Source organism: Streptomyces sp. ADI96-02 (assembly GCF_003846185.1).
Taxonomy (GTDB): domain Bacteria; phylum Actinomycetota; class Actinomycetes; order Streptomycetales; family Streptomycetaceae; genus Streptomyces.
The window spans coordinates 645,087-671,159 of sequence record NZ_ML123034.1; the positions used below are offsets into that span (position 1 = coordinate 645,087).

The following is a 26,073-nucleotide window of genomic DNA, read 5'->3' on the forward strand; positions in this document are numbered from 1 at the left end:
TTCAGCGGTCGTCGCGCTCGGCGATCTTCTTCGCCACGAAGGCGTCGATGGATTCCAGCGAGGTGAGGATGTTCTTGAGGAAGTCCTCGTCCTTCAGCTGGATCGAGAAGTCCTTCTCGATGGAACTCAGGAGCTGAACATATCCGAAGGAATCGATCACCCCGGCCTTGAAGAGATCGCTCTCGGCCGTCAGCTCGCCATCGAATTCCACGAGGAATTGATCCTCGATCATGGTCTGGATGCGCTGCGTTCGCTCCATGTATCACACTCCGCTTTTCATCAGCATTTCCTGGGGACTGGATTTCGCGATACTCTTCACCATGCGGAGCAGGGCGTCGCCGCCTATCTCCTCGCACTCCAAATCGGCGTCGAGAGCCAGCAGATAGCGAATGCTGTCGGACCATCGAACCGGTTCGACGATCTGCCTGCTCAGCATCTCCGGAATCGTGCCCCTTTCGTAGGGGCGCCCCGTCGCGTTGGAGATCACGGGCACCGCGGGCTCCGCGAACGTGAATCCGCGGAGGAACAGCTCGAATTCGGCGCGCGCGGACGCCATGTAACGGGAGTGGAAGGCCGCGCCCACCCGCAGCGCGGCGAAGCGGATGTTCCGCTCCTGAAGAGAGGCGTGGGCGGCACGCAGCGCGCCGTCGCTGCCGGCGATCACGACCTGGCTGTCGGTGTTGTGGGCCGCCACGTCCACCCCCTCGACGCCGTCCTCCCCCAACACCTTGAGCAGGTGCGCGACCGGGGTGTTCAGGACAGCCGTCATTCCGCCACCCGAGGCCGCCGCCATGAGTTCGCCGCGCTTCCTGACGATCCGGAGGCCGGTCTCGAAGTCGAAGACCCCGGCGGCCAGGAGCGCGTTGTACTCCCCCAGGCTGTGCCCGAGGTAGCAGTCGGCGGGCCGGCCCTCCCGGCGCTCGCGCTCGAACAGGTGCAGCGCGTTGACGGTGAAGAGGGCCGGCTGCGTGCACTCCGTCCGCGAGAGCACGTCGTCCTGGTTGTCGCGGCAGCGCGCGGGGAGGTCGTAGCCCAGGAGATCGCAGGCGAATCGCGTGATGCCCGGATAGTGGCCGAAGACGTCCGCGCCCATGCCCCGAAACTGCGAGCCCTGACCAGGAAAGAGAATCGCAAACACCGTGATGCCTCCAGGATCTGGGCCGGGTGGCTGGCTCAGTCCACTCGGCACATGCCGGTTTCGATCATGTTGGCCCACCCTCCTTGCTGCACGCTGGCCGGATTGCTGACGCGCCGGCGCGAGCCCTTGTCCGTTTCCTTGCCGTTCGCTTGCAGCTCTCCCCAAGGCTGTCCCGCAGGCACAGCGCCCCGGACCTCGCGTCCTCTCGTGGTGCTCCGACGTGCCTTCACGGTCCCCGGGACAGGGGCGATCGCGGGGCGGCGCGGCGCCTTCGGGTGCGGAAGTCGGGGCACGCCACCACGCCCGGGGCGTTCCAGCCATTCCACCTGTCCGGATTCGCTCCCCCCGCACCCACACCCTATGAGCCAAAAACCCGCCAGGAACTGAGGAGTTGTTTTTCGACAACGCGCGAAGTGTTGAATGTTCCACGAGTGACGGCCGGTCTCCCCGCGATGCCGAAGGCTCTCCGTCCGCCTCTCGGGAATTCACCGCGCAGTGTGGCCGGTTCTGTCTCTTCCGGCCGCCGCCGCACCGTTGACACCTGCGCGAGCAGAGTCCTATAACGCCCAGTGGTGTGCACGGTCATCGAGAAGCACCGAGGATGGAGAACGCTGATCTAAGATGCATTTCCTGGTGACGTCTCAAGCGTGAGAAGGAATGGGGCAAAAAGTTATGTCCGTGCATCAGGCTGAGGGTGCGCCGCTGCCCGCACCGCTCCTCCCTTCCGGGCCGGTGCTTCAGGTGCTGGGGCCCATGTCGGCTCGGCTCGGGTCGCACGACGTCCCGCTCGGACCACCACGCCGACGGGCTCTCCTGGCCCTCCTCCTCATCAGACTGGGCCGCGTCGTCCCCACCACGGTGCTCATCGAGGAGCTCTGGCAGGACGCCCGGCCCCAGCAGGCCGTCGCGACCTTGCAGAGCCATATCTCCCACCTGCGCCGGGCGCTGGCCCCCGTGGCCGGCCCCGCCAGGTCGGCGGTACTGCGCTACCAGGCCCCGGGGTACGTCCTCCAGCTCGCGCCGGACCAGGTGGACGCCTACCGGTTCGAACAGCTCATCTCCACCGGGCGTCGTTTCCTCGCCTGCCAGGATCCCCTGGCCGCACGGGACCGCCTCACCCGGGCGCTCACCCTGTGGCGCGGTTCCCCGTATGCGGAGTTCGTCACCCACCGGCCGCTCGCCGACGAGAGCGCCCGGCTGGAGCAGGTCCGGCTCACCGCCCTCGAAACGTCCGCCGAGGCCGGGCTCCTCCTGGGGAGGACCGCCGAGGTGGTCACCGAACTGGAACGGGAGATCCGCCAACACCCGGCCCGCGAGCGCATGGTGGGCCATCTGATGACCGCGTTGTTCAGGTCGGGCCGGCAGGCCGAGGCGCTGGAGATGTACGAGTGGACGCGGAGTTATCTGGTCGAGGAATTCGGTGTGGACACGACCGCCGATCTCCAGCGGCTCCACACCGCCCTTCTCAGGCAGGAACTGGACAACCAGCGTGCGCACTTCGCGCCGCGTGACCATCTGCGCCTCGCACCCGACGAATCGGCCCGGCCCGTCCGGACAACGATGTCCCGCGAAAACGCGTCGCGGGGATCGTTCGCCGCCACGGCCGAACGGCCGGTGCACGGAGGGGACAAGCCGAACGGTCCGGCCCGCACGGCACATGTCCGGCCCGTCGGTTCCGGTCCCGCTCCGGTTGAGCCCGCGGTGCCGCCGCCGATAGGCCGGGAACGGGAGTTAGGAATCCTGGTCGCCGCCATGGTGGGTACGGTGGCCGGTCGTGGACATCTCGCCTGTGTACTCGGTTACTCCGGACTCGGCAAAACCCATCTCGTGATGGAGCTCGTCCAACGCCTTCAGGCTCGGGACGAGACCATCGAAACGGTCCAGAGCAGTTGCTTCTCCGGCGACGGAGTTCCGCCGTACTGGTTGTGGACCCAGATACTCCGTCGGCTGTCGGTGACGCGGCCGGATGCCTTCCAGGCCGCCGCCGCGCCGTTCGGCGCGCTGCTCGCACCGCTGCTGCCCGGGTGGCAGGCAGGGCAGGGCGGCGAGGAGGACCGCGAGTCGAGCAGCTCGCAGAGCGCCTTCCGGACGCACGACGCGCTCTGCGAGATCCTGCTCGCCCTGGCCGCGCAGCGACCCCTGGTGCTGCTGCTGGAGGACGTGCACTGGGCGGATACGGCGTCGCTGGACTTGCTCCGCCTGCTGACCACACGCCGCCAGGGCCACTCCCTCAGCATCGTACTGACCGGCTGGGACCTGGAAGCATGGCCCGACACGTCACGGTATGCGGTGATGACGGAGATGTTCAGGGATCCGAACACGAAGATCCTGCGACTCGGAGCCCTGACGCTCCCGGACATCACGGCGCTGGTCCACGCGCACGCCGGTCCGGGCGTCGACCAGCGGGTCGTGGAAGCGCTCCACAGCCAGGCCGGGGGCAGTCCGTCCTTCGTCCTCCAGATGCTCTCCCTTCTCGGTGAGTCCCGAGACCTGCGTGACCCCGGCGCCACGGGCGAGCTGCTCGGCCTCGTCGCTCCGTGCGCGCGCACGGTGCTGCGCCAGGAGTTCGCCGAGCTGCCGAAACCGGTCCTGCGGCTTCTCCGGCTGTGCGCGGTCGCCGCGCCCGACATCGAGGTCGAGCCGCTGTGCCGTGCCACCGGCGGCAGTGCCGCCATGGCGATCGTGGAGTCCGCGGTCCGGCACGGCCTGCTCTCCCCCGATCAGGAGCGCACCGGACGGCTTCGCCTCACCCCTCCCCATGCTCAGGAGGTGCTCACCGGCGAGCTGACGGACGAGGAGAGCCAACGGCTGCACGCCGAGTACGCGGACGCCCTCTCTCCGCGCCTGCCCGAGGAGGGCGATCCGGCGAGGACCGATCTCATCGCCCACCACGCCTGGCGGGCGAAGGGCGCCATGCCCGCGGAGCGGGCGCTGCCCTGGTTCCTGAGGGCAGCCGAGAACGCGGGTTCGCGCCTGGCCTCCGAAGAACGCCGGACGTGGCTGCGCCGCGCGATCGACCTGGTCGGCTCGATGCCCGACGGCACGACCCCGCGCGACCTCGAACCCCGACTCCACTGGGAACTGGTCCATCTGCTGGGCCATGTACGCGGATTCGGTCACGCCGAGGCGGAGACGGAGATCATCCGGGGACACGTCCTGGACACGCCCCCCGGTTGCTCCGACGACCCGGCGTTACTGTCGATGCTGAGCGTGTCGCTCCTCGTCCGCGGCTGCTACGACGAGTCGAGGCAGTTGTCCGCCCGGCTGAGGACCATCGCCGAGCGCACCGGCAATCCCACGGCTCGACTCGGCGCGGCGTACGGCGAGGGCGTGACGCTGTACCTCCGCGACGACCTGCCGGACGCGCTGGGAGCGTTCGAGCAGGGTGTCGACCTGTCCGACCGGCTCGCGCGCGAGGGCCGCCTGCCGGAGGGAACGTACCGGTCCGATCCGCGCGTCTGCTTCCGCAGCTACGACGTCTTCGCCCACTGGCTGATGAACGAACGCGCCACGGCGGCCGAGCAGTGCCGTCGCCTCCTGAGGCTGACGCAATGCGATGACCGGCCCTGGGACCGGCTCCAGGCCCTCTACGTCAACGCGATCGTGGCCGCCTGGGAGGGCGATGTGGAGGCAGCTCGCTCCTTCGGCGCGGAGGGCGTCGAGTTGTCCGTCAAATACGGGCTGTCCTACTGGACGTCATTGCTCCACGTTCCGTTGGGCTGGGCCCTGACGTACGCCGGCCATCGGGAGGGGATACCGGAGATGAGAAGAGCGCTGTCCGAAATGCGGCTGTCCCGAATGAAGATCCATCTCCCGCTCCACCTGGGCCTGCTGGCCCAGGCGCAGCACCATGCCGAACAGCGGGAGGGCGCCATGGACACCCTGCGCACCATGCTCGCGGTCGTCGAGCACCAGCGCGAGTACGTGTACCTCAACTCCGCTCTGCCCGCCACGCACCTGGTCGACCAGCTCCTGCGCACGGAGATGCCGGTGGCGACGGGGCCGAGGGGATGAGTGCTCGCCCCGAATCCGCGACGCGTCGTCCGGTCGGCGAGCGACGAGGCCCCGAAGTCGGCTCGGGACCTCGTCGCGCGGTGGGCTGAACCGTCAGCCGGATGTGCCGCAGAGGGCGACGCGCGCCGGTTCACACCCGCGGGCAGTCGCGGGCGGTGCGGGGTGGGGCGGGAGCGTCGATGGCGAGCGCGCTGCCGACGGGAAGGATGTAGGACGCGTACAGGACGACGGGCCGGGCCCCTCGGTTGAGGCCGATGTGCACGTTCTCGGGGCCGTGCGGTTCGACGAAGGACTGTCCCCGGGAGTTCGCCACGAGGCGGCAGCGGTTCCTCTTCGCGTCGTAGACGTACTCGGTCAGGAATCCGGACTTCACCACGACGAGGAGCGGCCCGCGGTGGTAGTGCCATCCTGTCGCGCCTCCGGGGGCGATGGTGACTTCTCGCACGGTGACCTCGGCCCGCTCGTCGAGCGAGGCCCGGATTCCCTGCCGGGACACGCCTGCCGCGAGTTCGACCGCGCTGACCCCATGTCCCGGAGTGGCGGTGGCCGCGCTCGGGGCCGTGGCCGCGCTCGGGGCCGTGGCCGCCGCGGCGGCGAGGCAGAGCAGCGCGAGCCGGATTCCGCGCATGCGAAACGCTTCCACCAGGGTGTCCTGCCTTCTCGGAGAGTGTGTTGCGCGACAGCGCACGCAGCGTAGAGACGCGTACGGGTCCGAGACGGCGTGCGTGACGGGGCAGGGGCGGCGGTTCATCCGCATGGCTCAACGCGGTGTGCGAGGGGCCGGGCCGCGTAGGCGATGCGGACGACGCCGTCCTCGTGGCGTTCCGTGCGGGCTTCGACGCCGAAGACCTGGCGCATCACCTCGGTGGTGAGGGTGTCGAGCACCGGTCCGGCCGCCACCACCGTTCCGTGGTCGAGGACGACGACCAGGTCGCAGAGGCGGGCGGCCAGGTCGAGGTCGTGCAGGACCGCCAGGGTGCTCACACCGGTCGAGCGGATCAGGTCAAGCAGTTCGAACCGGGCGCGGATGTCGAGGTGATTGGTCAGTTCGTCCAGGACCAGCAGGTGCGGATCCTGGGCCAACGCCCTGGCGAGCAGGACGCGTTGGCGCTCGCCTCCGGACAGTGAGGCGTACTCCCGCTCGGCGAGGCGGCGTATCCCGCAGCGGTCGATCGCCTCGGCGACGGCGTGGCGGTCGCGCGGGCCCTCGCGTCCGATCAGGCCGTGGTGGGGGGTGCGGCCCAGTGCCACGATCTCGGTCACCGACAGGCCCCCGGTGTGGCCCGCCGGGTCCTGGAGGACGGCCGCGGTGCGGCGGGCGGCGGCGCGGGGCGCGAGGCTCCAGACGTCGTCGCCGCCGACCCGGACGACTCCCCGGGCGGGGCGGAGCGACCGGTAGACGGCGCGGAGCAGGGTGGACTTGCCGCTGCCGTTGGGGCCGACGAGGCCGACGACCGTTCCGGGCCAGACATCGAGGTCGACCCCGTGGAGGACGGGCGTACCGTCCAGCTCGACGTGCACCTGGTCGACGGTGAGCCTCATACGGCGTCCAACCCCTTGTCGCGTCGCAGCAGCCAGACGAAGAACGGCGCGCCGAGCAGGGCGGTGAGGATGCCCAGCGGCAGTTCGTTGGGGCGGATGACGGTGCGGGAGAGGAGGTCGACGAGCACGAGGTAGAGGGCTCCGAGCAGGGCGGTGAGCGGCAGCAGGCGTCGGTGGTCCGCGCCGGTGGTGAGGCGTACGAGGTGGGGGATCATCAGTCCGACGAAGCCGATGCCGCCGGCCACCGCGATGACCGAGCCGGTGAGCAGCGCGGTGATGACGAGCAGGACGGCGCGCAGGCGGTTGACGTCCACGCCGAGTGCGGTCGCTGACTCGTCGCCGGCCAGGACGGCGTTCAACTGCCGCCCGAACAGGCCGAGCAGGGCGGTGCAGGTCAGTACCACGGTCGCGACGACGGGGAGTTGGTCCCACTGGGCTCCGGCGACGCTGCCCAGCATCCAGAACATCACCGTCCGCAGTTCGGTGGGTGTCGCCCAGAGCTGTACGAAGCTCGTCGCCGAGAGCAGGACGTAGCCGACCGCGACTCCGGCCAGTACCAGGCGCGTCGGGGCCAGGCGTCCGCGACGGCGTCCGAGGGCGAAGACCACCGCTCCGGTGGCGAGAGCGCCGAGGAACGCGGCCCCCGCGACGCCCACTCCGCCGATCCCGATCCCGCCGAGGGTGATGACCAGGACCGCGCCGAGGGAGGACCCGTAGGAGAAGCCGAGCACGGTGGGGTCGGCCAGGGGGTTGGAGACCAGTGTCTGGAGGACGGCTCCGGCCACTGCCAGGCCGGCTCCCGCGAGGGCCGCGAGGAGTACCCGGGGCGTGCGGAAGCTCCATACGATCTGGTCCAGCGCGGGGTCGGCGGCGGCACCGCGGCCGGTCAGGTGACGGGCCACGATGCTCCAGACGTCCGCCACCGGTACGGTGACCGCGCCGATGCTGATCGCCGTGATCATGGCGGCGAGCAGCGCGGCGAGCAGGACGGCGACGCCGAGCGAGAGGCGCGGTCCGGTCAGAGCGCGTCGGGGTGGAGCGTCCTGGCGATCTTCTCCACGGCCACGTCGTTGCTCGGTCCGAGGTAGATCGAGTCGGACAGCACCACGTACGCGTCGTTCTTCGCCGCCGACCACTGGGGGAACTCCTTGAGCAGCTTCTCGGCGTACGCCGTCGGGTCGGGGTCGTTGTAGCTGATGACGACGAGGGCGTCGACGTCGCCGGCGGCCACCTTCTCCTTGCTCAGGTCCGCGAAGGAGGTCGTGGAGGCCGACTCGAAGGCGTTGGCGCCGCCGGCCCGGGCGAGGATGTCGTTGTAGATCCCCTTGGCGACGACGGAGCTGAAGTCGTTGCCGCCCATGGTCATGTTGGAGAAGAGGACCATGACGTCGGGCTTCTCCTCGCCCTCGACCTTCGCCGAGATCTCCGCGATGCGCTTGTCCGACGCGGCGATCAGCTTCTCGGCGCGGTCGCTGACGCCGAAGACCTTGCCGAGGTCGCGCAACAGGGTACGGCTGTCCTCGATCGTCATCCGGGACGTGTCCTGGTCGCAGCCCTGCGGGGAGATGTAGGTGTTGGCTCCGACGGCCTTCAGCTGGTCGCGGGTGGCGAAGCCGTTCTTGGCGTCGAATCCGTACGCGGTGGTGGACAGGACCAGGTCGGGGCTCTGGCCGAGCATCGCCTCGCGGGGGATGTCGAAGGCGTCGTTGAGTTCTATGCCGCCCTTGGGCAGGGCCTTGATGGCGTCGGCGCGGCCGGGCACTTCGGACCTGCCGTAGCTCTGCTGGTTGACGACGATCCGGTCCTTGAGGCCCAGCGCGAGCAGGGTGGAGACCTCGGCGACGGAAGCGCCGTTCATGACGACCACTCTGCTGGGGGCCTTCGTGAAGGTCTGCTTGACCCCGCAGTTCTCCAGCGTCACCGGGTAGCCGGCGGCCGAGGCGGCCGGCGGTTCGGCCTCCGTCCTGGACGCGACCGGTGATTCCGCGCATCCGGCGGTCGTGAGGGCGACGGCGGCTGTCAGTCCGATGGCGACGAGCCGGTTGGTGGACATGTGTGCTCCTAGCGGAAAGCCGGCCGTTGACCGGGGTTCGTATCAAGAGTCGGGCGGTGGCCGGAGCCAGTTCCCGGGTTCTGCCGTGGCTTCGCGGACAGCCTTTTGGGGGCGGGCAGTGCGCCGGTGGCCACGCAGTGGTCCAGCTGCCGGAAGAAGGCGGCCCGGTCGACGGCCGGTTGCTCCGAGGTCAGCAGGCCGTGGGCCGAGGCCAGGCCCTCCCGGACGTTGTCCGCGCGTACGGTCGCGAGCCGCAGGTCCGCCTCCGACCGGTCGGGGGCCGGGGGCAGCGCGTCGAAGAAGGCGAGGACCGCGGCGGCGTCCGGCGTGTGCCGGGGTATCCGCTCCCGCCAGGTGTCCAGCGGAACGGCCTCGACCGGGTAGCCGTACTCGCGCAGCCAGCGGTGCAGGTCCTCCTGCCGTACGGGGGCCCCGGCGTGGTGGTGGACCACGGTGTCGCGGCGGCGTGTGCCGGGGCCGCGGGGTGCGCCGGGGCCGAGCGCCACGATCTCGGCGGCGGCGCGGTCGGCCGGTATCCAGGTCTCCTCCGTGAAGAGGTCGGGCACGATCCCCTGCGGCACGCCGGCCCGCAGGACGGTCCAGAGGAAGTCCTGGCTGTTCACCGCTCCGGTGGCGAGCGGGCCGACCACCCGGCCCAGCCGGTGCACCGTGACGGGCAGGCCGCGTTCGCGGGCTTGCTCCAGGAGGCGTTCGGAGGCCCACTTCGACTGCTGGTAGCCGTAGCGCAGACCCTCGTGGGCTTCGAGGAACGCCTCGGGGAACTCCGCCCGCAGAGCGCGCGGAGGGCCGACCGAGAGCGTGGACACGTAGTGCACCGGGATGCGGCGCGCGGCGGCCAGGCGCAGCAGGCAGCGGGTGGATTCGGTGTTGGCCGGGCGGAGGGCCGGGTAGTCGCGGACGACGCCGACCGCCGCCCCGTTGTGGACGATGGCGTCGACGGCGGTCCCGAGTCCGGCCAGCTCCTCCTGCCGCAGTCCGAGCCCCGGCCGGGCCAGGTCCGCCGCGAGCGCGGTGACCCGTCGGCACTCGGCCGGGGACAACGCCACGCCCGCGGTGGTCAGGGCGGTGTGGACGCGTGCCAGGGCGTCTTCGGCGCTCCTGCCCCTGACGGCGCAGACGATCTCCGCGTCCGTCGAGCGGAGGAGTTCGGCGAGGAGGCGCGGGCCCACGAATCCCGTCGCACCGGTCAGGAGAATACGCCGGGGAGGCCAGGGGGCGCTCTTGTCACCGGGACGGATCTCCGGTTCGAGGACCGTGTCGGCAGCCAGGGCGGGCGGCAGTACGGGGTGGACGGGGCTCGGCGCGGGGGTCCCGGCGCGGAGGAGGCCGGCGAGCCCGGCAGGGGTCGCGTACTGGAAGAGCCAGGCGACCTTCACCTCTCTGTTCAGCTCCGCGGCCAGGCGGTTGGCGGCCTGGATGGCGTGCAGGGAGTGGGCTCCCCGGGCGAACACGTCGTCGTGCGGGGTAAGTTCAGGTGCCGCGAGCACCTGGCGCCATACGCCGGTGACGGTGGCCTCCAGGGCGGGGTCGCCGGCGACGCCTCCGGGGCCGGGCGCGTGCGGGGGCAGGGCGGCGAGGAGGGCGGTCCGGTCCGTCTTGCCCGATCCGGTACGGGGCAGGCGCGGCAGGAACGTGATGGAGGCGGGGACCATCGGCGCGGGCAGCCGGGCCCGGAGGTGGTCGCGGATCGCCGCCGCGCCGGGCCGCTGTCCGGCGGGTACGAGGTGGGCGGTGAGCCGGCGCGTACCGTCGGGCAGCACCTGGCCGACCACGGCGGCGTCCCTGATCCCGGGGTGGGCGAGCAGCGCGCTCTCCACTTCGGCCGGCTGGACGCGGTGACCGCTGATCTTGAACTCGTCGTCCACCCGGCCCCGGTAGCGCAGCAGCCCGTCCCCGCCCAGCTCCACGCGGTCGCCGGTGCGGTAGGCGGGTGGGGAGCCGGGCAGGCGGTGCAGCGGGGCGAAGCGCTCGGCGGTCTCCTCCGGCCGGTCGCGGTAGCCGTTGGCGAGGGCGGGGCCCAGCAGGTAGAGCTCCCCGTCCACGACGGCCGCCCGGCAGCCCGGCAGGGGGCGGCCCACCGGTGTGTCGTGCGGGGCCAGCGCCGCGTCGTGCAGGTCGGCGACGGTGGCGACGACGGTCGCCTCGGTCGGGCCGTAGGTGTTCAGGAGCCGGACTCCGCCGCCGACCGCCTCGCGCCAGCGGGCGGCTCGTTCGGGCAGTGCGGCCTCGCCGCCGATGACGACGGTGTGCACGGTGTCCGGCAGGGTGGCGGCTCCGGTGGACACGGCGAGCGCGAGCTCGTGCCAGTAGGCGGTCGGCAGGTCGAGCACGCTGATGCGCAGGCGACCGCACTCCGCCAGGAAGTGCGGAATCGAGTCCGTCAGGTCCGGCGGCCTGATGACCAGGGTGGCGCCGGAGCACAGGGTCAGGAAGATCTCCTCGATGCTGGTGTCGACGTGCAGGGGGGCGAACTGCAGGACGCGGTCGGCCCGGTCCGGTCCGTAGCGCGGTCCGGCGCTCGCGACGAAGTGGGCCAGCGCCGCGTGCCCCACCTCGACGCCCTTGGGCTGTCCGGTGGAACCGGAGGTGTGGATGACGTAGGCCGCGTCGTCGGCCGTGGGCGCGGCCGGTGCGGGGCCCGCCGGCGGAGTCTCCTGTGCGTCGCCGTCGAGCAGCAGGACGGCGTGGTCCGGGAAGTGCGGGGCGTACGCCGACGTGGTGACGACGAGGTCGGGTCGCGCGGAGGCCAGCAGGGCGGCGGTCCGGCCCGCCGGGGCCGTCGGGTCGAGCGGGCAGTGGACGGCTCCCGCGGCCAGGACGCCCAGCAGGACGGACACCGCGTCGATGCCGCGCGGAAGCGCCACCGCGACCAGGCCGCCGCGCCGCACTCCGCGGGCGGCGAGCAGCCGGGCGATGCGGCGGGCCTCGCCGAGAAGTGCGGCGTACCCGACGCGCCGGTCGCCCTCCTCCACGGCCACCGTGCCGCCGCGCCGCGCCGCGTGGTCGGCGATCAGGGCGAGTACGGGGCGCGGTGGCGAGGGGAGCGGGTCTCCGTCGAGCACGCGGACGGGGGTGGTGGAGCGCGCCGCGCGGGTGGCGGGAGGCGTGCCGATGGGGCGGTCGGGCTCGGCGGCGGTCTCCGTCAGCAGGCCGAAGAGGGCCCGTCGGTGGTCTGCGACCTCGGCGGCGGTGTAGAGCTCGGGGTTGCCGTCCACGGCGAAGCTCGGAGGGGAGCCTTCGGAGCGGTCGTACACGTTGAAGGCGAGGTCGTCGACGGGTCCGGCCGAGATGTTCCGCACCGAGCTGCGGTGTCCGGCGAACCGGAGGTCGTAGGCGAACGGCATGATGTTGACCCCGGGGCCGGAGAGCCGTCGTCCCGCGCCCACCAGCCGCAGGTCGCGCCGGATCTGCTCGTAGCGGTAGCGCTGGTGGGGCAGTGCGGAGCGCACCTCGCGGGAGACCGCGCCGACCAGGGTGCGCAGGCTGTCCCGCGGGCCGACGGCCAGCCGCAGCGGCAGGACGTTGCGGACCATGGCGGGTACGCGCAGGGACACGGAGCCGAACCGGCCCATCGCCGGGACGCTGAGCACGATCTCGGGTGCTCCGGTGGCGCGGTGGAGGTGGGCGGCGGTGGCCGCGAGCAGGACTTCGGACCAGGACACCGACAGGGCCCGCGCGGTGGCCCGGACCGCCGCGGCCGTGCCGGGGTCCAGGTCTTCGGCGTCCCGGTGGAAGGAGGCCGCGGGCAGGGCCGTGCGGGCCGCCGGTGTGGCCACCGCGGGCCGGTCGGCGTACCGGCGGCTCCAGTGTTCCCGGTCGCGGGAGAAGTGGTGCGACGCCCGGTAGGCGGCTTCCTCCTCGCGTACCGACGCGAGGGTTCCGAAGCCGCTCGGGCCGATGGCCGTCCCCGCCGCGAGGGCGGTGTAGACGTCGGCCGCGCGCCGCGCGAACAGGGCGAGGCCGAAGCCGTCCAGCGCGATGTGGTGGACGCGGTGGTACCAGAGGAAGCGGTCGGCGGCGAGCCGGAACAGGGCGTGCCCGAACAGCGGGCCGCGGGTGAGGTCGACGGGGCGGGCGATGTCCGCGTGGATCCAGCGGAGGGCGGTCGCCCGCGGGTCGCCGTCCCCGGAGACGTCGGCGGTGTGGAGGCTCCATTCGGGTACGGGGACGTCCACCTGCCAGGGGCGTCCCTCGCCGTCGGACGCGTAGACGCAGTGCAGGGCCTCGGTCTCGTCGACCGTCCGGCGCAGCGCGGCCTCGAACAGCTCCTCGTGTACCGGGCCCTCGATGACCACGTACTCGGCCGTGTTGTAGGCGGGGCTGCCGGGGTCGAGCCGGTGGCCGGTCCAGATGCCCTCCTGCGCGCCGAGCAGCGGATGGTTCGGGCGGCGGCTGTCAGGCGTCGTCATGACGTCTCCTTTCTTCCTGTCGTTCGTCCAGAAGCCGCCACCAGTGCCGGAAGGAGGGCTGTTCGGCCAGGTCGATGAAGGTGACGTCGAGGCCGTGCGCCCGCCAGCGTTCGACGAGCGTGATGACACGCAGGGAGTCGAGCCCGGCGGCGGCGGGGTGCTCGTCGAGGTCGACCTCGTCGGGCTGCTGGTAGAGGAGTTCCGCGAGGTCCGCGCGGAACCGGTCGGAGGTGAGGGCAGCGGGCATGGGGGCCTCTCTCGTCACGCTGCGTACGGTGGTGGTCAGTTGACGTTGCGGCCGGGTCCGGTCCAGAACCGGTCGCGCAGCTCGCGGCGCAGGATCTTCCCGCTGGGGTTGCGGGGGGCGCGGTCGATGAACTCGTAGCGGGCGGGCAGCTTGAACGCGGCCAGCCGGGGGGTGAGGAAGGTGTGCAGGTCGCGGGGGCGGAGGGCCGGAGCGTCGGTGCCGGCGGGGACGACGAAGGCGTGGACGTACTCGCCCCAGCGGTCGTCCGGCGCGCCGACGACCACCGCTTCGGCCACGCCGGGGTGCGCCTCCAGCACGTTCTCGATCTCCGCCGGGTAGACGTTCTCGCCGGCCACGAGGATCGCGTCCTTGATGCGGTCCCGGATGAAGACGTAACCGTTCTCGTCGACGAAGCCGGCGTCCCCGGTGCGGATCCAGCCGTCGACCAGGGTCTCGGCGGTCCGGTCGGCAAGCCCCCAGTACTCCACCATGCGGGCGGGTGTGGACAGGCAGACCTCGCCGACGGCTCCGGGCGGCAGCGGGGCGCCCTCGTCGTCGATCACCCGTACCCGTACGCCGGGGTAGGGGCGGCCCGCCGCCTGCATGAGCGGGGATCCCGGATCGTGGGCGGCCGGTGGCAGGCACACCGCGGTGTTCCCCGTCTCGGTCAGTCCGTAGATCTGGGCGAACTCGCAGCCGAACACGGCCAGGCTCTGTTCCAGCAGCGTCTCGGAGATCGGCGAGCCGCCGTACACGACTTTCCGCAGCGTCGCGAAGTCGGCTTCGGTGACGCCCGGTTGGGTCAGCATCAGGCGCAGCATGGCGGGCACCACACAGGCGGTGGTGATGCCGAGCCGGTGGATCAGACTGACGGCCCGCGCCCCGTCGAAGGCGCGCATCGCCACGACCGTGGTGCCGGCGTTGAAGTTCTGCGCGGCCCACCACAGGCCGCCGATGTGGAATCCGGGGATGCCGACGAGCGCGATGTCGCCGGCCCGCCAGTCGATCCAGTCGACGCCCGCCTCGGCCATGGCGTCCGCGACGGCGAAGAAGCTCCGGTGCGCCAGGACGACGCCCTTGGGCAGTCCGGTGGTTCCGCTGGTGTAGAGCTGGGCCACGGGTGTGTCCCGGGTCGCGGCGTACGGCTCGCCGTCTCCGGGGTGCGCGGCCTTCCAGTCGTCGTAGCCGCCGGCCGCGTCGAGTGCGATCACCTGGCGGGGCGGCGCGGTCGGCATGTTCTCGACGACGGGCCGGAACTCCTCCTCGACGAAGAGGAGCCGGGTGCCGGAGTCCTGGAGTACGTGGCCGACCTCCGGTGAGGTGAGCCGCCAGTTCACCGGTACCAGGACGGTGCCGGTCTTGGCGCAGGCGAAGAGGATCTCGTAGTACCGCTCCGACTCCTTGCCCAGGTAGGCGACCCGGTCGCCGGCGGCGAGCCCGGCGGCGCGCAGGGCCTGCATGGCACGGTCGCTCTCCCGGTGCAGTGCGGCGTACGTGAGGGTGGTCTCCTCGCAGATGACCGCGGGTGTGTCCGGCCGGCGTCCGGCGTGGAACCTGGCGGTGTCGTTGAGCGTCGCGAGCGGGGGGTGCGGCCGGGTGCGGGGTCGAGGGGATTCATGGGAGGGCCGCGGGGAATCGTGGGAGTCCGGTGGTGGGGAATCGTGCGAGGCCATGGGAGGTGTCCGTCCTGGTCGGTCCGTTGTGGGGCGGGCTTCGCGGTCAGGCGGTGTTGACGAAGGCGAGGGTGGCGTCGCCGTCGCAGCGACCGCCTTCGGCGTCCCAGTAGCGGTACGCGGTCGCGGCCATGAGGAGCGGACTGCCGCCGGGCGAACGCAGATCGACGGACCGGAACTCCAACTCCCCGGAGAAACTTCGAGGGTTCACCGGGCGCCGGAATCGGGCGGCGAAGCGGGCGATGAGGATGTCCGGCAGTTGGTGGCGCCAGAAGTCGTCCAGGGTCCAGGACTCGAACCCCGTCAGGAGCCGTTCCTTCACCGACTTGGCGACGAGGTAGTACATCATCTGGTTGTAGGCGAGGTTCACCTCCACCGAGTTCAGGTGGCCGGTGTCGTCGATGTAGCAGGACTCGGGTATCGCGAACGTCCCCCGCACCCGGGACAGTCCGCCGTCGAGCCCGTGCGCCTCCGCGGCCAGCAGATAGCGGCAGTGCGCCTTGTACGGGGCGAGCACCCGCGCCAGCAGCTCCTGATCCGTGGCGAAGAGGCGCGCGGGACGGGGGGTGCCGGAGCTGTCGTCAGGAGCCGTCATGCCGCTTCCAGCCCTTCGTGCAGCTTGCGCTCGTCGTGCACCGTGACGCGGAACGAGACAGTGGGCTCGGGCGCGGTGGTGTGCCGGGCGCAGTGGATAAGGCTGCGGTTGTCCCAGACGAGCAGATCGCCCTTCTCGAACGTCTGGAGGTGGATGTTCTCGTGCTCGAAGGTCCGGTCGAGCTGCCCGGTCGCCTCGAAGACCCGCTGGAGGAGGGACGCGTCGAGCGGTTCGCCGTGTTCGTCCTCGATGCCGACGGTGAAGCCCTCGCTGAGGTAGAGCACCCTCTCGCCGGTCATCGGGTGGGTGAAGACGGTCGGCTGGACGACGGGCGGGGTCTTGCGCTCCACCTCCTCGACGATCTCCGACAGCGGCCGGTAGACGTCGTGGGGGCGGACCTTGAAGTACTTGCGCACCGAGTGCCGGCACCGGGTTCCGGCGATCTCGTGCTTCAGCTCGTCGGGCAGTTTCTCGTAGGCCGCTCCCATGTCGATGAAGTAGGTGCCGCGGTTCTTCGCGGGGACCACCTGCGGGTGGATCAGCGTGATCCCGAACGGGTCGGGCATGAACTGGTAGTCGGCGTGCCAGAACTTGCCCGTTCTGGGTACGCCGATCTGCTTCCCGTCCTCCGGGACGTTCGACGAGACGAACACCTCGGTCACTTCGGGGTGGTGGTACATCGGCTCGTAGTACGTCTCCGGGCGGCCGATCCTGCGGCCCAGTTCCAGGAACGCCCGCGGTGACAGCTCCTGGCCCTTCAGGACGACGATCTTCCGCCGGTAGACGGTCTCCTTGAGGGCCGCGACGTCGTCGTCCGAAGCCGCGGTGTGGTCGAAGCCCTCGACGGACGCTCCGAGGGGGTGGCCGGCGTGGTCGGTGATGCGCATGGTGCTGCTCCTTCTGTTCCGGTGGCGAGGTAGGTGGGGCGGGTGGGGAGAGATGGTCACGGGGCGGCCCGGGGTGTTCACGAGGTGGCCCCGGGTTGTTCGCGAGAAGGCTCCGGGGCGGACGGAGCCTCTACGCGGTGGCTCCGCGGCGGATCGCCAGGGCAGCGAGCGAACCGAGCGTCAGCGCCGCCGAGATGAGCAGCAGCGCCGTCCGGACGCCGTCGACGAGAGTCGGGACGGACGACTCCTGCCCGATGCCGGAAGCCGCCGCGACGAGCAGGGCGAGGCCGACGGCGCCTCCCACCTGGAGGGCCGTGGACGCGATCCCGGAGGCGATGCCCTGGTCGCCCGGCGGGACCCCGGAGGCGGCGGCGATCCAGACGGCCGTCCAGACGGCGCCCTGCCCGACGCCCATCAGCACGATGCCCGGCAGCAGCGCCGGATACGAGCCGTTCGCGGCCACACCCGGCACCAGGGAGAGTGCTCCGGCCGCCCCGAGCGCGAGCCCTCCGGCCAGCAGCCGCCGCATGCCGAGCAGCGCCACGGCACGGGCCCCCACCTGAGTGCCGGCCGCGACGACGACCGCCGGCACGAGGAAGCACAGCCCGGTGACGAACGCGTCGTAGCCGCGGACCGACTGGAAGTAGAGGGTCAGGAAGTACGGGAGAGAGCTGAACGTGGCGCTGAACAGAGCCGCCACCGCGACCGCCGCGACCAGTCCGCGGTGGCGGAGGAGCCGGACGGGCATCAGCGGATCGCGCGCACGCGCCTCGATGACGCAGAAGGCGGCGAGGCAGAGCACACCCGCCGTGCCGGCCGCCAGGGCCGCGGGCCGGGTCCAGCCCGCCGCGGGGGCGTACACCAGCAGCAGGACGAGCAGCGTGAGTCCGGCGGTGGCCGTGAGCGCTCCCGCGACGTCGAAGCGCCGCGTACGGTCCCGGGGCGGGTCCGCGGCGAACAGCACCCGGCCGAGGACGGCGAGCGCCAGGGCTATCGGCACGTTGACCAGGAACACCGACGGCCAGCCGTACCCGTGGACCAGCACACCGCCGAGGAGCGAGCCGAAGCAGAGTCCGCCCGCGCCGGCCGCGCCCCAGAGCGCGAGCGCCCGGTTGCGCACCGGCCCTTCGGCGTACGTGGTGTTGATGAGCGACAGCGTGGCCGGGAACAGCAGGGAGCCGCCGACTCCCTGGGCGGCGCGTACCGCGAGCAGGACCCAGGGAGACTGCGCGAGGCCGCCGACCAGCGAGGCGAGCGCGTAGACCGCCGTGGCGAGGACGAACATCCTCCGGCGTCCCAGAAGGTCCGCCGCGCGCCCGCCGAGGAGGAGGAAACCGCCGGTGGTGACGACGTAGGCGCTCACCACCCACTGGAGGTCGTGGTCCGAGAAGCCGAGGCCCGCGCCGATGTCGGGCAGGGCCACGTAGACGATGCTGTAGTCGAGCGAGATGACGAGCTGCGCCGACGCCAGAACGAGCACCGGGAATCCGAGGCGTCGCTCCGCCGCAGGGTCCTCGGCGGCGGTCGCGGTCATCGTCCCTCCCCCATCAGCTGTCGTACCCGCGTCACCAGGACGGTCAGCGCCTGCCGCTCGGGGATGGTCGTCTCCGGATGCCAGAGGTCGACGAGAAGGCAGGTTCGCGGCCGGGTGCCGCGGTTCTGCGCGCTGTGCTCGAAGGAGTAGTCGAAGAGCAGGCAGCGGCCCTCCTCCCAGGTGCGCGTCTCCCCCGCCACGGTGAGGTCGCAGTCGTCAGGGATGTCGACGGCGAAGTGGAGGTTGATGCTGAAGTTCCAGAGGTCGCAGTGGGGAGCGATGCGGGAACCCGGGAGCAGGGTCGAGAAGTGGCTTTCCAGCAGGGGGCAGATCAGTTCGTTCCCGACGGCGACGTCCTCGATGATGCCGTAGGCGGTGGGGGCGGCCGAGGCGGAGTCCTCGATGAGCGCTCCGTCCCGGTAGAGGTGGAGCGACTGCCAGTCGTCCTGGCGGGTCAGATAGTGCTCGTAGTCGGAGAAGGCCGTGCGGTTCGTCCGCCAGGCGCTCTCGTGCTCCGATGCGATCGAGGCGTGGGCGCCCTCCAGCGCGTCGGCCAGCGAGGCGATGCCCGGATCGCTCCGGGGGTCGTGCCAGGGCTTCTGCGAAATACCCGGCAGGATCCACTTCGCGCCGGCCTGGAGCGGATGCCGGGGCATTCCGCCCGGCGCGATCATCTCCTCCACCCGCGCGAGCGAGTCCGGCCCGAACTCGTCCCGTATCGCTGCGAACCGTTCGTCCGTCGACGGCGTCACGGTTTCCTCTCCCACTCTGCTGACATGGAGGGCGCCGGGTGCGTGTCCGCTCGGCGTTCCCCGCGGTGGCGGCGCTCCCACGGGTGTGAGCGCCGCTTCGTATCAAGAGTCGAACCGTCACCCGTCCGAGTTCCCGCCATGGCCGGAGAAATCCGACCTGTGCGGCTGGCCCGGGGCAGGCCGTCGTCTCCGGGTGCGCCACGGCACGGGGAGGGCGCCGCCGCCACGGTGAGGGTCGCGGCGAGGGCTTCAGGGGGCGCTGCCGCTGCCCAGAGTGACCGGCCTGACGACGGCGTCTACGGTGACGCGGCCGGTCCGTTCGAAGTCGAGAGTGAACGCGATCCGGTCGCCGGGCCGCCACGTCTCGCCTGCGGGCAGGGTCACGGCCGTTCCGTACGGGGACATGACGACCTCCCCGTACGCCGGAACACCGACGGCCCCTCTTCGTTCGCGGTAGGCGCCGGATCGCGTGTTCATACGGTGGACGGTCAGTTCGATATCGGACACCACGGAGCGGGAACTGACCGAACGGAGCCGGTCCGGTGCTCCGCCGGTGTTGACGATCCGGAAGTAGGCGTTGGTCTTGCGCCCGGGAATCACCGGAAGGAGCACCCGGGACTCCCGCACCTCGATTCTCGCCGGGCTGCCCGCGTATCCGGCGGCCGTCCACACGGCGAGGCCGCCGAGGGCGACGACGGAGGCGACCGCGGCGACCGCTCCGGTGCCGAGCGCTTCCCGTGTACGTCGGAGGCGGCGGAGTCCGGGCCGCCGGTAGGTGTTCTTCATGAGCGCAGGCTCCACTGAGACGAGGGAGAGGGAACGGCGGTTGCGGCGGCGGCCGTCGTGGCCGCCGCACCGGGCGGACGCGTCACCGGACGCCCCGCGCCGCGGAGCCGGCCCGGGGCTGCCGCGCCGGCGACGGCCGCCAGGTGCGCAGCCGCAGGCTGTTGGCGACGACGAGCACCGAGCTGAGGGACATGGCGACGGCGGCGACCATGGGGTTGAGCAGGCCGACCATGGCGAGCGGCATGGTCACGGCGTTGTAGCCGAAGGCCCACACGAGGTTGACGCGGATGGTGCCCAGGGTGTGGCGGGCCAGCCGCACCGCGTCCGCCAGGGCCTCGATGTCGCTGCGTACGAGGGTGACGTCGGCGGCCCCGATCGCCGCATCGGTCCCGGTGCCCATCGCGATGCCCAGGTCCGCGCCCGCGAGTGCGGCGGCGTCGTTGACACCGTCGCCGACGACGGCGACGCACCTGCCCTCGGACCGGAGCCTGCGCACGAGTTCGGCCTTGTCCTCGGGCGTACAGCGGGTATGGACCTCGGCGATGCCCAGGTCCTCGGCCACCGCCCGCGCGACCGCGGCCCGGTCGCCGGTGGCCAGTACGGGCCGTACACCGAGCCTGCGCAGGCGGTCGACGGCGCGGTAGCTGCCGGGGCGTACGAGGTCGGCCACCTCGATGAGCGCGGCGGCCGTACCGTCCACGCGGACCAGGACGGCGGTACGGGCCGACGCGTCCGCCCGCTCCCGGGCGGTCCGCAGGGACGCGGGCAGATCCGCGCCGTCGGGTGCGAGCACGTCCACCGCGCGGCCCTCCACCGTTCCGTGGACTCCGTGCCCTGCGGCGGCGTGGAACGCGGACACGTCGGAAAGGGGGCCGCCCCCCGTCACGCGCCGCGCGTGGGCGGTGATCGCCCGGCCCAGCGGATGTTCCGAGCCCTGTTCCACGGCGCCCGCGAGGCGGAGGGCTTCGTCGGCGTCGAGTCCGCCGGGCACGCCCGTGACCCGTCCCACGCTCATTCGGCCGGAGGTGAGGGTGCCGGTCTTGTCGAGCACCACCGTGTCGACATGCTGGAGTCCTTCCAGCGCCTGCGGACCGCTCACGAGGACGCCCAGGGCTGCGCCGCGCCCGGTGGCCGCCATCAGAGCCGTCGGCGTGGCGAGGCCCAGGGCGCACGGGCAGGCGACGACGAGGACCGCCACGGCGGCGGTGATCGCGGCCTGCGGATCGGCGTCCGCGCCGAGCCAGAAGCCGAGCGTCGTGGCGGCGAGAGCCAGGACGACCGGGACGAAGACGCCCGCGACCGTGTCGGCCAGCCGCTGTGCGCGCGCCTTGCCCGCCTGGGCGTCCGTCACGAGCTTGGTGATGCGGGCGAGCTGTGTGTCGGCTCCGACCGCCGTGGCGCGGACCAGGATCAGGCCGCCCACGTTGACGGATCCCCCGGTCACGGTCGCTTCCGGGCCGACCTCGACGGGCTCGGACTCGCCGGTGACCAGGGACAGGTCGACGGCGGAACTGCCCTCGGCGACCACGCCGTCGGTGGCGACGCGTTCACCGGGGCGCACCACGAACACGTCAGCGACCCGGAGCCGTTCGATCGGGAGCAGTACGTCCGAGCCCTGGCGGCGGACGGTCACCTCCTTCGCGGCGAGCCGGGCGAGCGACCGCAGCGCCGCACCGGTTCCGCGACGCGCCCGGCCCTCCAGGAACCGGCCCGCGAGAACGAACAGCGGTACGCCCACGGTGGCTTCGAGGTAGACGTGCGCGACCCCGCCGGAGGACGAGGGCACCAGGCTGAAGGGCATACGCATGCCCGGTTCGCCCGCCCCGCCCAGGAACAGCGCGTACGCCGACCAGCAGAAGGACGCCACGACGCCGAGGGAGACCAGGGTGTCCATGGTCGCGGCGGCGTGGCGCAGCCCGCTCAGCGCTCGCCGGTGGAAGGGCCAGGCCCCCCAGGCGGCGACCGGTGCGGCCAGGGCGAAGCACAGCCACTGCCAGTTGTCGAACTGCAGGGCGGGGGCCATCGACAGCACCAGGACGGGCAGGGAGAGCGCCGCGGTGATCACGAGCCGCTCGCGCTCCTCGCCGGCGGCGGCCTCCGCGGGGTCTTCGCCGCGCGCGGGCGTCTCCTCCGTCGGGGGCGCCACCAGCTCTGCCGTGTACCCCGCGGCCTCCACGGCCGCGGTCAGCTCGTGGGCCGTGACCGCTGCGGGATGGCTGACGCGGGCCCGGCCGGTGGCCAGGTTCACCTCCGCCGCGACGCCCTCCAGCTTGCCGAGCTTGCGTTCGACCCGCCGGACGCACGCCGCGCACGTCATGCCTCCGACGGCGATGTCCGTCACCACCGCGGCGGTTGCCGCATCAGCCGTCACCGGTGTCCGCCTCCGTGGTTCATGGGCATGTCCCCGTCGCCTTCGCCGTCCGGTGAGCCGCCGGTGACGGCGGGACCGTGCATGCCGGGCGCGACCGGCCCCACCGCGGCCCCCACGGCATAGGCGCCCGCGAAGAGCGCGCCGAGGAGCAGCAGGAAGCCGCACAGCGCCGGCGGCGGGACGAACCGGGCGATCGTTGCCCGGTCGGCGGGATCTGACGACGGGTCCACAGGGCGTTCCTCCACGTTCTCGGCTTTCTCGACGCGAGCCGTGGCGGGAACAGCTCGTGGCGGTCCAGAAGTCGCACGCGTCGGGCGGGGAGTTCCCGGGCCGCGGAGTGAACGGCGTCACAAGCCCCGATCGGGTGACGGCGGGAACCGGAAGAGGCCGCCGTACGACTGCTCATGCGCAGGGGGCGGGAAACCCGGCACCGACGCCGGACCCGGCATGGAGGTGCCCTCGCGGGGAATGTCAGGATCGGGTGTCATGTCGATGGGGTGGCGGTTTCGCGCCGCGCGGTCCGCGTTGTTCGCGGTCGTGTGCGTGGCGGTGGCTGCCTGCGGTCACGTCCTCATGTCGGGCGAGTCGCTGCCCTGGTGGGCCCTGGTCCTGTGTACGGCCGGCGTCGGCGCGCCGGCGTGGCTCGTCGCGGGCAGGGAACGGGGCCAGGTCACGGTCGTCGCCCTGACGGTCGCCGCGCAGGCGGCCCTGCACGGAACCTTCACACTGATCCAGACGGCGCGGGAGTCCCGCCCCGGCCTGGACGGCGGTTCCGCCCTGGCGGCGCGGTGGGCGAACGCTCTGCTCTGCGGCCCTCACCAGGACGCCCGCGCGGCGGCGCGCGCCTACGACGTGGCCGAGCAGGCCGGACTCACCGACAGCATGCCGCTTCCTCCGCTCGAAGGCGGGTCCTCCGCCATCGCCGCCCTCGGGCACGCGTCGCACAGCGCCCAGGCGGTGCAGCCCGCCCACGACATGGGGGCGATGACCGGCACCGCCTCCTGGGGCATGCTCGCGGCGCATGCGATCGCCGCCCTGCTGTGCGGACTGTGGCTCGCCCGTGGTGAGCGCGCGGCCTTCCAGATCCTCGGGGCCCTGGCGGACCGTGTCCGCGTTCCCCTGGCCCTGCTCCGCGTGGTGCGGCCCCTTCCGTCCGTGCCGCCCGCGCCTCCCGTCGACCGCTCCGGCGGGCGACCCCGCCGGCGGTTCCTCGTGCACACGCTCGTCACCCGGGGACCTCCGTGGGAGACCGCTGTCAGCTGACAGCCGGATCACGTCGGCCGCGGGCCCCGCCGCCGACGTCAGCCCGCGCACATGGTGCGGGCGAGTCTCTGCTTTCCCGGACACGTGCCCATGTACCGAGCCCTGTCCGGGATTCCCGGAAGGAACCGCAGTTCCGATGCTCCCTGCCCTGAGAAACCGTGCGGTGACGGAGGACGATGTCACCGCATGGGCCGTCGACGCCGCATCCGGCGACGCCGACGCCTTCGAGCGCGTCTTCCTCGCGCTCCACAACGACGTGCGGCGCTACGTGGCCTGTCTCGCCGACGACGCCCAGCTGGCCGACGACCTGGTGCAGGAGACCTTCCTGCGGGCCATGGGCACGGTCCACCTCTTCGAGGGCCGCGGATCGGCGCGCGCCTGGCTGCTGAGCATCGCTCGGCGAACCGTCGTCGACAGCATCCGGCGCGCGGCTTCCCGGCCTCGGCTCGCCGACACCTCCGACTGGCAGTACGCCGCGGAGCGCAGCCAGCCGAGGGGCCTGCCCGGCTTCGACGAGGGAATCGCCCTGATGGAGCTCGTGGAATCGCTGCCCGACGACCGCCGCGAGGCGTTCGTCCTGACGCAGGTGCTGGACCTGCCGTACGACGACGCGGCCCGCACCAGCTCATGCCCCGTGGGCACGATCAGGTCCAGGGTCTCGCGCGCCCGGACGATGCTCACCGCGATGCTCGAAGAGCAGGCGCGGCCGGTTCTGGCCGGCTGACGTACGGAGATCCGGTCGGGTCCGCGGCTGCTCGGGGCGAACGCCTGTGCCCCGAGCAGCCGCGTCACGACCGCCGGTTCGCGGGTGCCTGAGAGGAGAGGGACCTCTTGCGGGACAGCCCTCAGCGGCCGGCTGTGGCGTGGGCGGCGGCGCGGATCTGGTCGGTGACGAGATCCGGGTGGGAGATCATCGCGACGTGCGAGGAATCGACCTCGACGGTGTGCGACTTGGCGCGTCTGGCCTCGAAGCGTTCGAGGTTCGGGGCGATGGCCTTGTCGTTCCTGGCGACGACGAACCAGGACGGGATCTTCTTCCACGCGGCGGCGGTCGCCTTCTGACCGAATCCGGCCTGGGCGACAGGACGTTGCTCGATCGCCATCAGTCTGGCCCGCGCCTGTGGCAGGTCGGCGGCGAACACGGCGTGGAACTTGTCGTTCTGGATGTAGAGGTCGGTACCGCTGGTCGTACCGTCCGTGTACGGGACCGGTCTGAGGGCGGGAGCGAGCTCGCTGCCGGTGAACTTCGCGGACAGCGAGGCGGGGCTCTCGCCCACGTCCGGCATGAACGCCGACACGTACACCAGTGCCTTGACGTTCTTGTTCCCGGCCGCCGCCTGGCTGATGACCGCGCCGCCGTACGAGTGGCCCGCGAGCACGATGGGGCCCTTGATCGATTTCAGGATCGACGCGACGTACGCGGAGTCGCCGAGCACACCGCGCAGGGGATTGGGCGGGGCGACGACCTCGTACCCCCGGTCCATGAGGCGCCCGGCCACACCGTTCCAGCCGGACGCGTCCGCGAACGCGCCGTGGACCAGCACCACCGTCGGCTTCGCACCGCGGCCGGCGGGCTGGGGGTTCCCGCTGCCGGACGGGTCGCCGCCGGCGATCGCGGGCCCTGTGGCGAGTATCGCCCCGGTCAGCGCCAGGGAGAGGGTGGTCGCGCGCACCGTGCGGCGCCGGACGCGGGAGGGGGGTCGGGACACAGCCATGAGAGGTCTCTCTTCTGCTGGGAGGAAGGCTGTCGCCTCAGCGTCGCCCGCCGCCGCCCACCGCGCCCGCCCACCCGGGCGGGAGAGTGAGGACCCCCGCCGTCCGGGTGGCGCCAGGCGGACACCGTCGGGCAGGAAGCCGTGGCCGTGCGTACTCCTGGAGGGCCGTCCGCGGGTGGGCGGTCGCCAAAAGCACCTTGACGCCGGTCTCTCGCAGCCTGGTGTTTTTCCCCAGGTACGAACCGTACGACAGGCGTTTGACTGAGCTGAGTCGACGGTTGGGTAGGGCATGCCTTCACAGAAAGCGAGCACGGTACTGCGACGTGTGATCGCCTCCTGTGTCTCCATGGCGCTGGGGGTGTCATTGCCCTGGGCGATGGGGGCGAGTCCGGCATGGGGTGCTCCGGAGAGCTCGGGGGCTTCGAGCGGTGCGTCGGCGGCGATGTCGTCGCTGGGGGGCGCCGTGGACGAGCGGACCGGCGAGGTCAGGTTCTCTCCGGTGCTGGGCGGGGTGACCGGTCAGGCGGGATCGGGGCTGACGGTGAAGGCCCAGTTCTCGCAGCGTTCGGCGGCGGCCGGCGTGAACCGCTTCGGTCTGGGCGCGGGGATGTCCTTGGGCCTGTCGTTCGTGGACGTGGAGCGGGGGACGGTCGTTCTACCGTCGGGTGAGCACGTGATGGACGCGTCGGCGGAGTCGGGGCTCAAGGGCTACAAGCTGAAGGACGTGAAGTTCTCCGTACGCCAGGGCACGGGGCCGGTGGAGCATGCGTATGTGCTGGAGTCGTTGAAGAACGGGTCGAAGCAGTTCTTCGACACCGGGGGTGACCTGGTGGCTACGGAGGACCGGTTCGGTCATACGACGAAGCTGGTGTGGAAAGTCGTCAACAATCAGCACCGCCTGGAGTCCGTGACCGGTGGATGGGGCTCGAAGCTGACGGTGACGTACGTCGGGTCGACGATCACCTTCACCTCGCCCAAGCGGTGGGGCCAGGCCGAGGCGCCCGAGACGGTACTGACGTTGGCGCAGGGACGGGTGGCCTCGGTGGCGGACCCGACCGGGGGCACGACGCGAG

General features: G+C 71.8%; 21 protein-coding genes. 4 read left to right on the plus strand and 17 right to left on the minus strand.

The annotated features are described in order from the left end of the window. Window position 1: 1 nt before the first annotated feature. Together EES43_RS02780 and EES43_RS02785 are read right to left on the minus strand one after the other, a co-directional pair. The gene (locus tag EES43_RS02780) at window positions 2–259 is read right to left on the minus strand and encodes an acyl carrier protein (RefSeq protein ID WP_124267182.1); all 258 of its coding nucleotides are present in this window, start codon (window positions 257–259) and stop codon (window positions 2–4) included. A gap of 3 nt (window positions 260–262) precedes the next feature. Further along, on the minus strand, window positions 263–1,216 hold the full coding sequence (locus EES43_RS02785; RefSeq protein ID WP_241192316.1) for an ACP S-malonyltransferase: 954 nt from the start codon (window positions 1,214–1,216) through the stop codon (window positions 263–265). A gap of 675 nt (window positions 1,217–1,891) precedes the next feature. Between EES43_RS02785 and EES43_RS02790 the strand changes: the two genes are divergently transcribed. Further along, window positions 1,892–5,152, plus strand: coding sequence for a BTAD domain-containing putative transcriptional regulator (locus EES43_RS02790; RefSeq protein ID WP_241192317.1), 3,261 nt, complete (start codon window positions 1,892–1,894; stop codon window positions 5,150–5,152). A gap of 130 nt (window positions 5,153–5,282) precedes the next feature. On the opposite strand, the gene EES43_RS02795 is transcribed toward EES43_RS02790, so the two are convergent. From EES43_RS02795 to EES43_RS02860, 14 genes are all read right to left on the minus strand, one after another. Beyond that, the gene (locus EES43_RS02795) at window positions 5,283–5,780 is read right to left on the minus strand and encodes a cupin domain-containing protein (RefSeq protein ID WP_241192318.1); all 498 of its coding nucleotides are present in this window, start codon (window positions 5,778–5,780) and stop codon (window positions 5,283–5,285) included. Window positions 5,781–5,899: 119 nt separating this feature from the next. Continuing rightward, a complete protein-coding gene (locus tag EES43_RS02800) occupies window positions 5,900–6,694 on the minus strand; it encodes an ABC transporter ATP-binding protein (protein WP_124267184.1) in 795 nt (264 codons plus the stop codon). After that, window positions 6,691–7,656, minus strand: a complete 966-nt coding sequence (locus EES43_RS02805; protein WP_124267185.1) for a FecCD family ABC transporter permease — start codon at window positions 7,654–7,656, stop codon at window positions 6,691–6,693. Before EES43_RS02805 ends, EES43_RS02800 begins: the two co-directional genes overlap by 4 nt. Window positions 7,657–7,712: 56 nt before the next feature. Then, a complete protein-coding gene (locus EES43_RS02810; protein WP_124267186.1) occupies window positions 7,713–8,747 on the minus strand; it encodes an ABC transporter substrate-binding protein in 1,035 nt (344 codons plus the stop codon). An 8-nt stretch (window positions 8,748–8,755) separates the two neighbouring features. Further along, window positions 8,756–13,177 carry a non-ribosomal peptide synthetase gene (locus EES43_RS02815; protein ID WP_124267187.1) on the minus strand — a complete coding sequence of 1,474 codons (4,422 nt, stop codon included), beginning with the start codon at window positions 13,175–13,177 and terminating at the stop codon, window positions 8,756–8,758. Then, window positions 13,164–13,424 (minus strand): phosphopantetheine-binding protein, encoded by a 261-nt coding sequence (locus EES43_RS02820; protein WP_124267188.1) that lies wholly within the window; start codon window positions 13,422–13,424, stop codon window positions 13,164–13,166. Before EES43_RS02820 ends, EES43_RS02815 begins: the two co-directional genes overlap by 14 nt. A 35-nt stretch (window positions 13,425–13,459) precedes the next feature. Then, complete coding sequence (locus tag EES43_RS02825; RefSeq protein ID WP_124267189.1) at window positions 13,460–15,097, minus strand: long-chain-fatty-acid--CoA ligase; 1,638 nt, start codon at window positions 15,095–15,097, stop codon at window positions 13,460–13,462. A gap of 46 nt (window positions 15,098–15,143) precedes the next feature. Next, window positions 15,144–15,692, minus strand: a complete 549-nt coding sequence (locus EES43_RS02830) for a (2E)-enoyl-ACP glycyltransferase (RefSeq protein ID WP_124267190.1) — start codon at window positions 15,690–15,692, stop codon at window positions 15,144–15,146. Next, window positions 15,689–16,579 (minus strand): (3R)-3-[(carboxymethyl)amino]fatty acid oxygenase/decarboxylase, encoded by an 891-nt coding sequence (locus EES43_RS02835; protein ID WP_124267191.1) that lies wholly within the window; start codon window positions 16,577–16,579, stop codon window positions 15,689–15,691. The genes EES43_RS02830 and EES43_RS02835 overlap by 4 nt, the downstream gene beginning before the upstream one ends. 130 nt (window positions 16,580–16,709) lie before the next feature. After that, complete coding sequence (locus EES43_RS02840) at window positions 16,710–18,113, minus strand: MFS transporter (protein WP_124267192.1); 1,404 nt, start codon at window positions 18,111–18,113, stop codon at window positions 16,710–16,712. After that, on the minus strand, window positions 18,110–18,865 hold the full coding sequence (locus EES43_RS02845; protein WP_124267193.1) for an aspartyl/asparaginyl beta-hydroxylase domain-containing protein: 756 nt from the start codon (window positions 18,863–18,865) through the stop codon (window positions 18,110–18,112). The genes EES43_RS02840 and EES43_RS02845 overlap by 4 nt, the downstream gene beginning before the upstream one ends. A 249-nt stretch (window positions 18,866–19,114) precedes the next feature. Continuing rightward, the gene (locus EES43_RS02850; RefSeq protein ID WP_124267194.1) at window positions 19,115–19,651 is read right to left on the minus strand and encodes a copper chaperone PCu(A)C; all 537 of its coding nucleotides are present in this window, start codon (window positions 19,649–19,651) and stop codon (window positions 19,115–19,117) included. A gap of 82 nt (window positions 19,652–19,733) precedes the next feature. Further along, window positions 19,734–22,022 carry a heavy metal translocating P-type ATPase gene (locus EES43_RS02855; RefSeq protein WP_277426049.1) on the minus strand — a complete coding sequence of 763 codons (2,289 nt, stop codon included), beginning with the start codon at window positions 22,020–22,022 and terminating at the stop codon, window positions 19,734–19,736. Beyond that, window positions 22,019–22,252: a hypothetical protein gene (locus EES43_RS02860; RefSeq protein ID WP_241192319.1), complete on the minus strand. Its 234-nt coding sequence runs from the start codon at window positions 22,250–22,252 to the stop codon at window positions 22,019–22,021. The genes EES43_RS02855 and EES43_RS02860 overlap by 4 nt, the downstream gene beginning before the upstream one ends. A 256-nt stretch (window positions 22,253–22,508) precedes the next feature. On the opposite strand from EES43_RS02860, the gene EES43_RS02865 reads away from it, so the two are divergent. After that, complete coding sequence (locus EES43_RS02865; protein ID WP_124267195.1) at window positions 22,509–23,285, plus strand: hypothetical protein; 777 nt, start codon at window positions 22,509–22,511, stop codon at window positions 23,283–23,285. Window positions 23,286–23,421: 136 nt separating this feature from the next. Then, window positions 23,422–24,009 carry a sigma-70 family RNA polymerase sigma factor gene (locus EES43_RS02870; RefSeq protein ID WP_124267196.1) on the plus strand — a complete coding sequence of 196 codons (588 nt, stop codon included), beginning with the start codon at window positions 23,422–23,424 and terminating at the stop codon, window positions 24,007–24,009. A gap of 121 nt (window positions 24,010–24,130) precedes the next feature. Here EES43_RS02870 and EES43_RS02875 read toward each other — a convergent pair whose 3' ends face one another. Continuing rightward, window positions 24,131–25,000, minus strand: a complete 870-nt coding sequence (locus EES43_RS02875) for an alpha/beta fold hydrolase (RefSeq protein WP_124267197.1) — start codon at window positions 24,998–25,000, stop codon at window positions 24,131–24,133. A gap of 442 nt (window positions 25,001–25,442) precedes the next feature. Here EES43_RS02875 and EES43_RS30480 point away from each other — a divergent pair. Continuing rightward, the coding region (locus EES43_RS30480) for a hypothetical protein (protein ID WP_164493107.1) at window positions 25,443–26,073 on the plus strand (631 nt) is incomplete at its 3' end.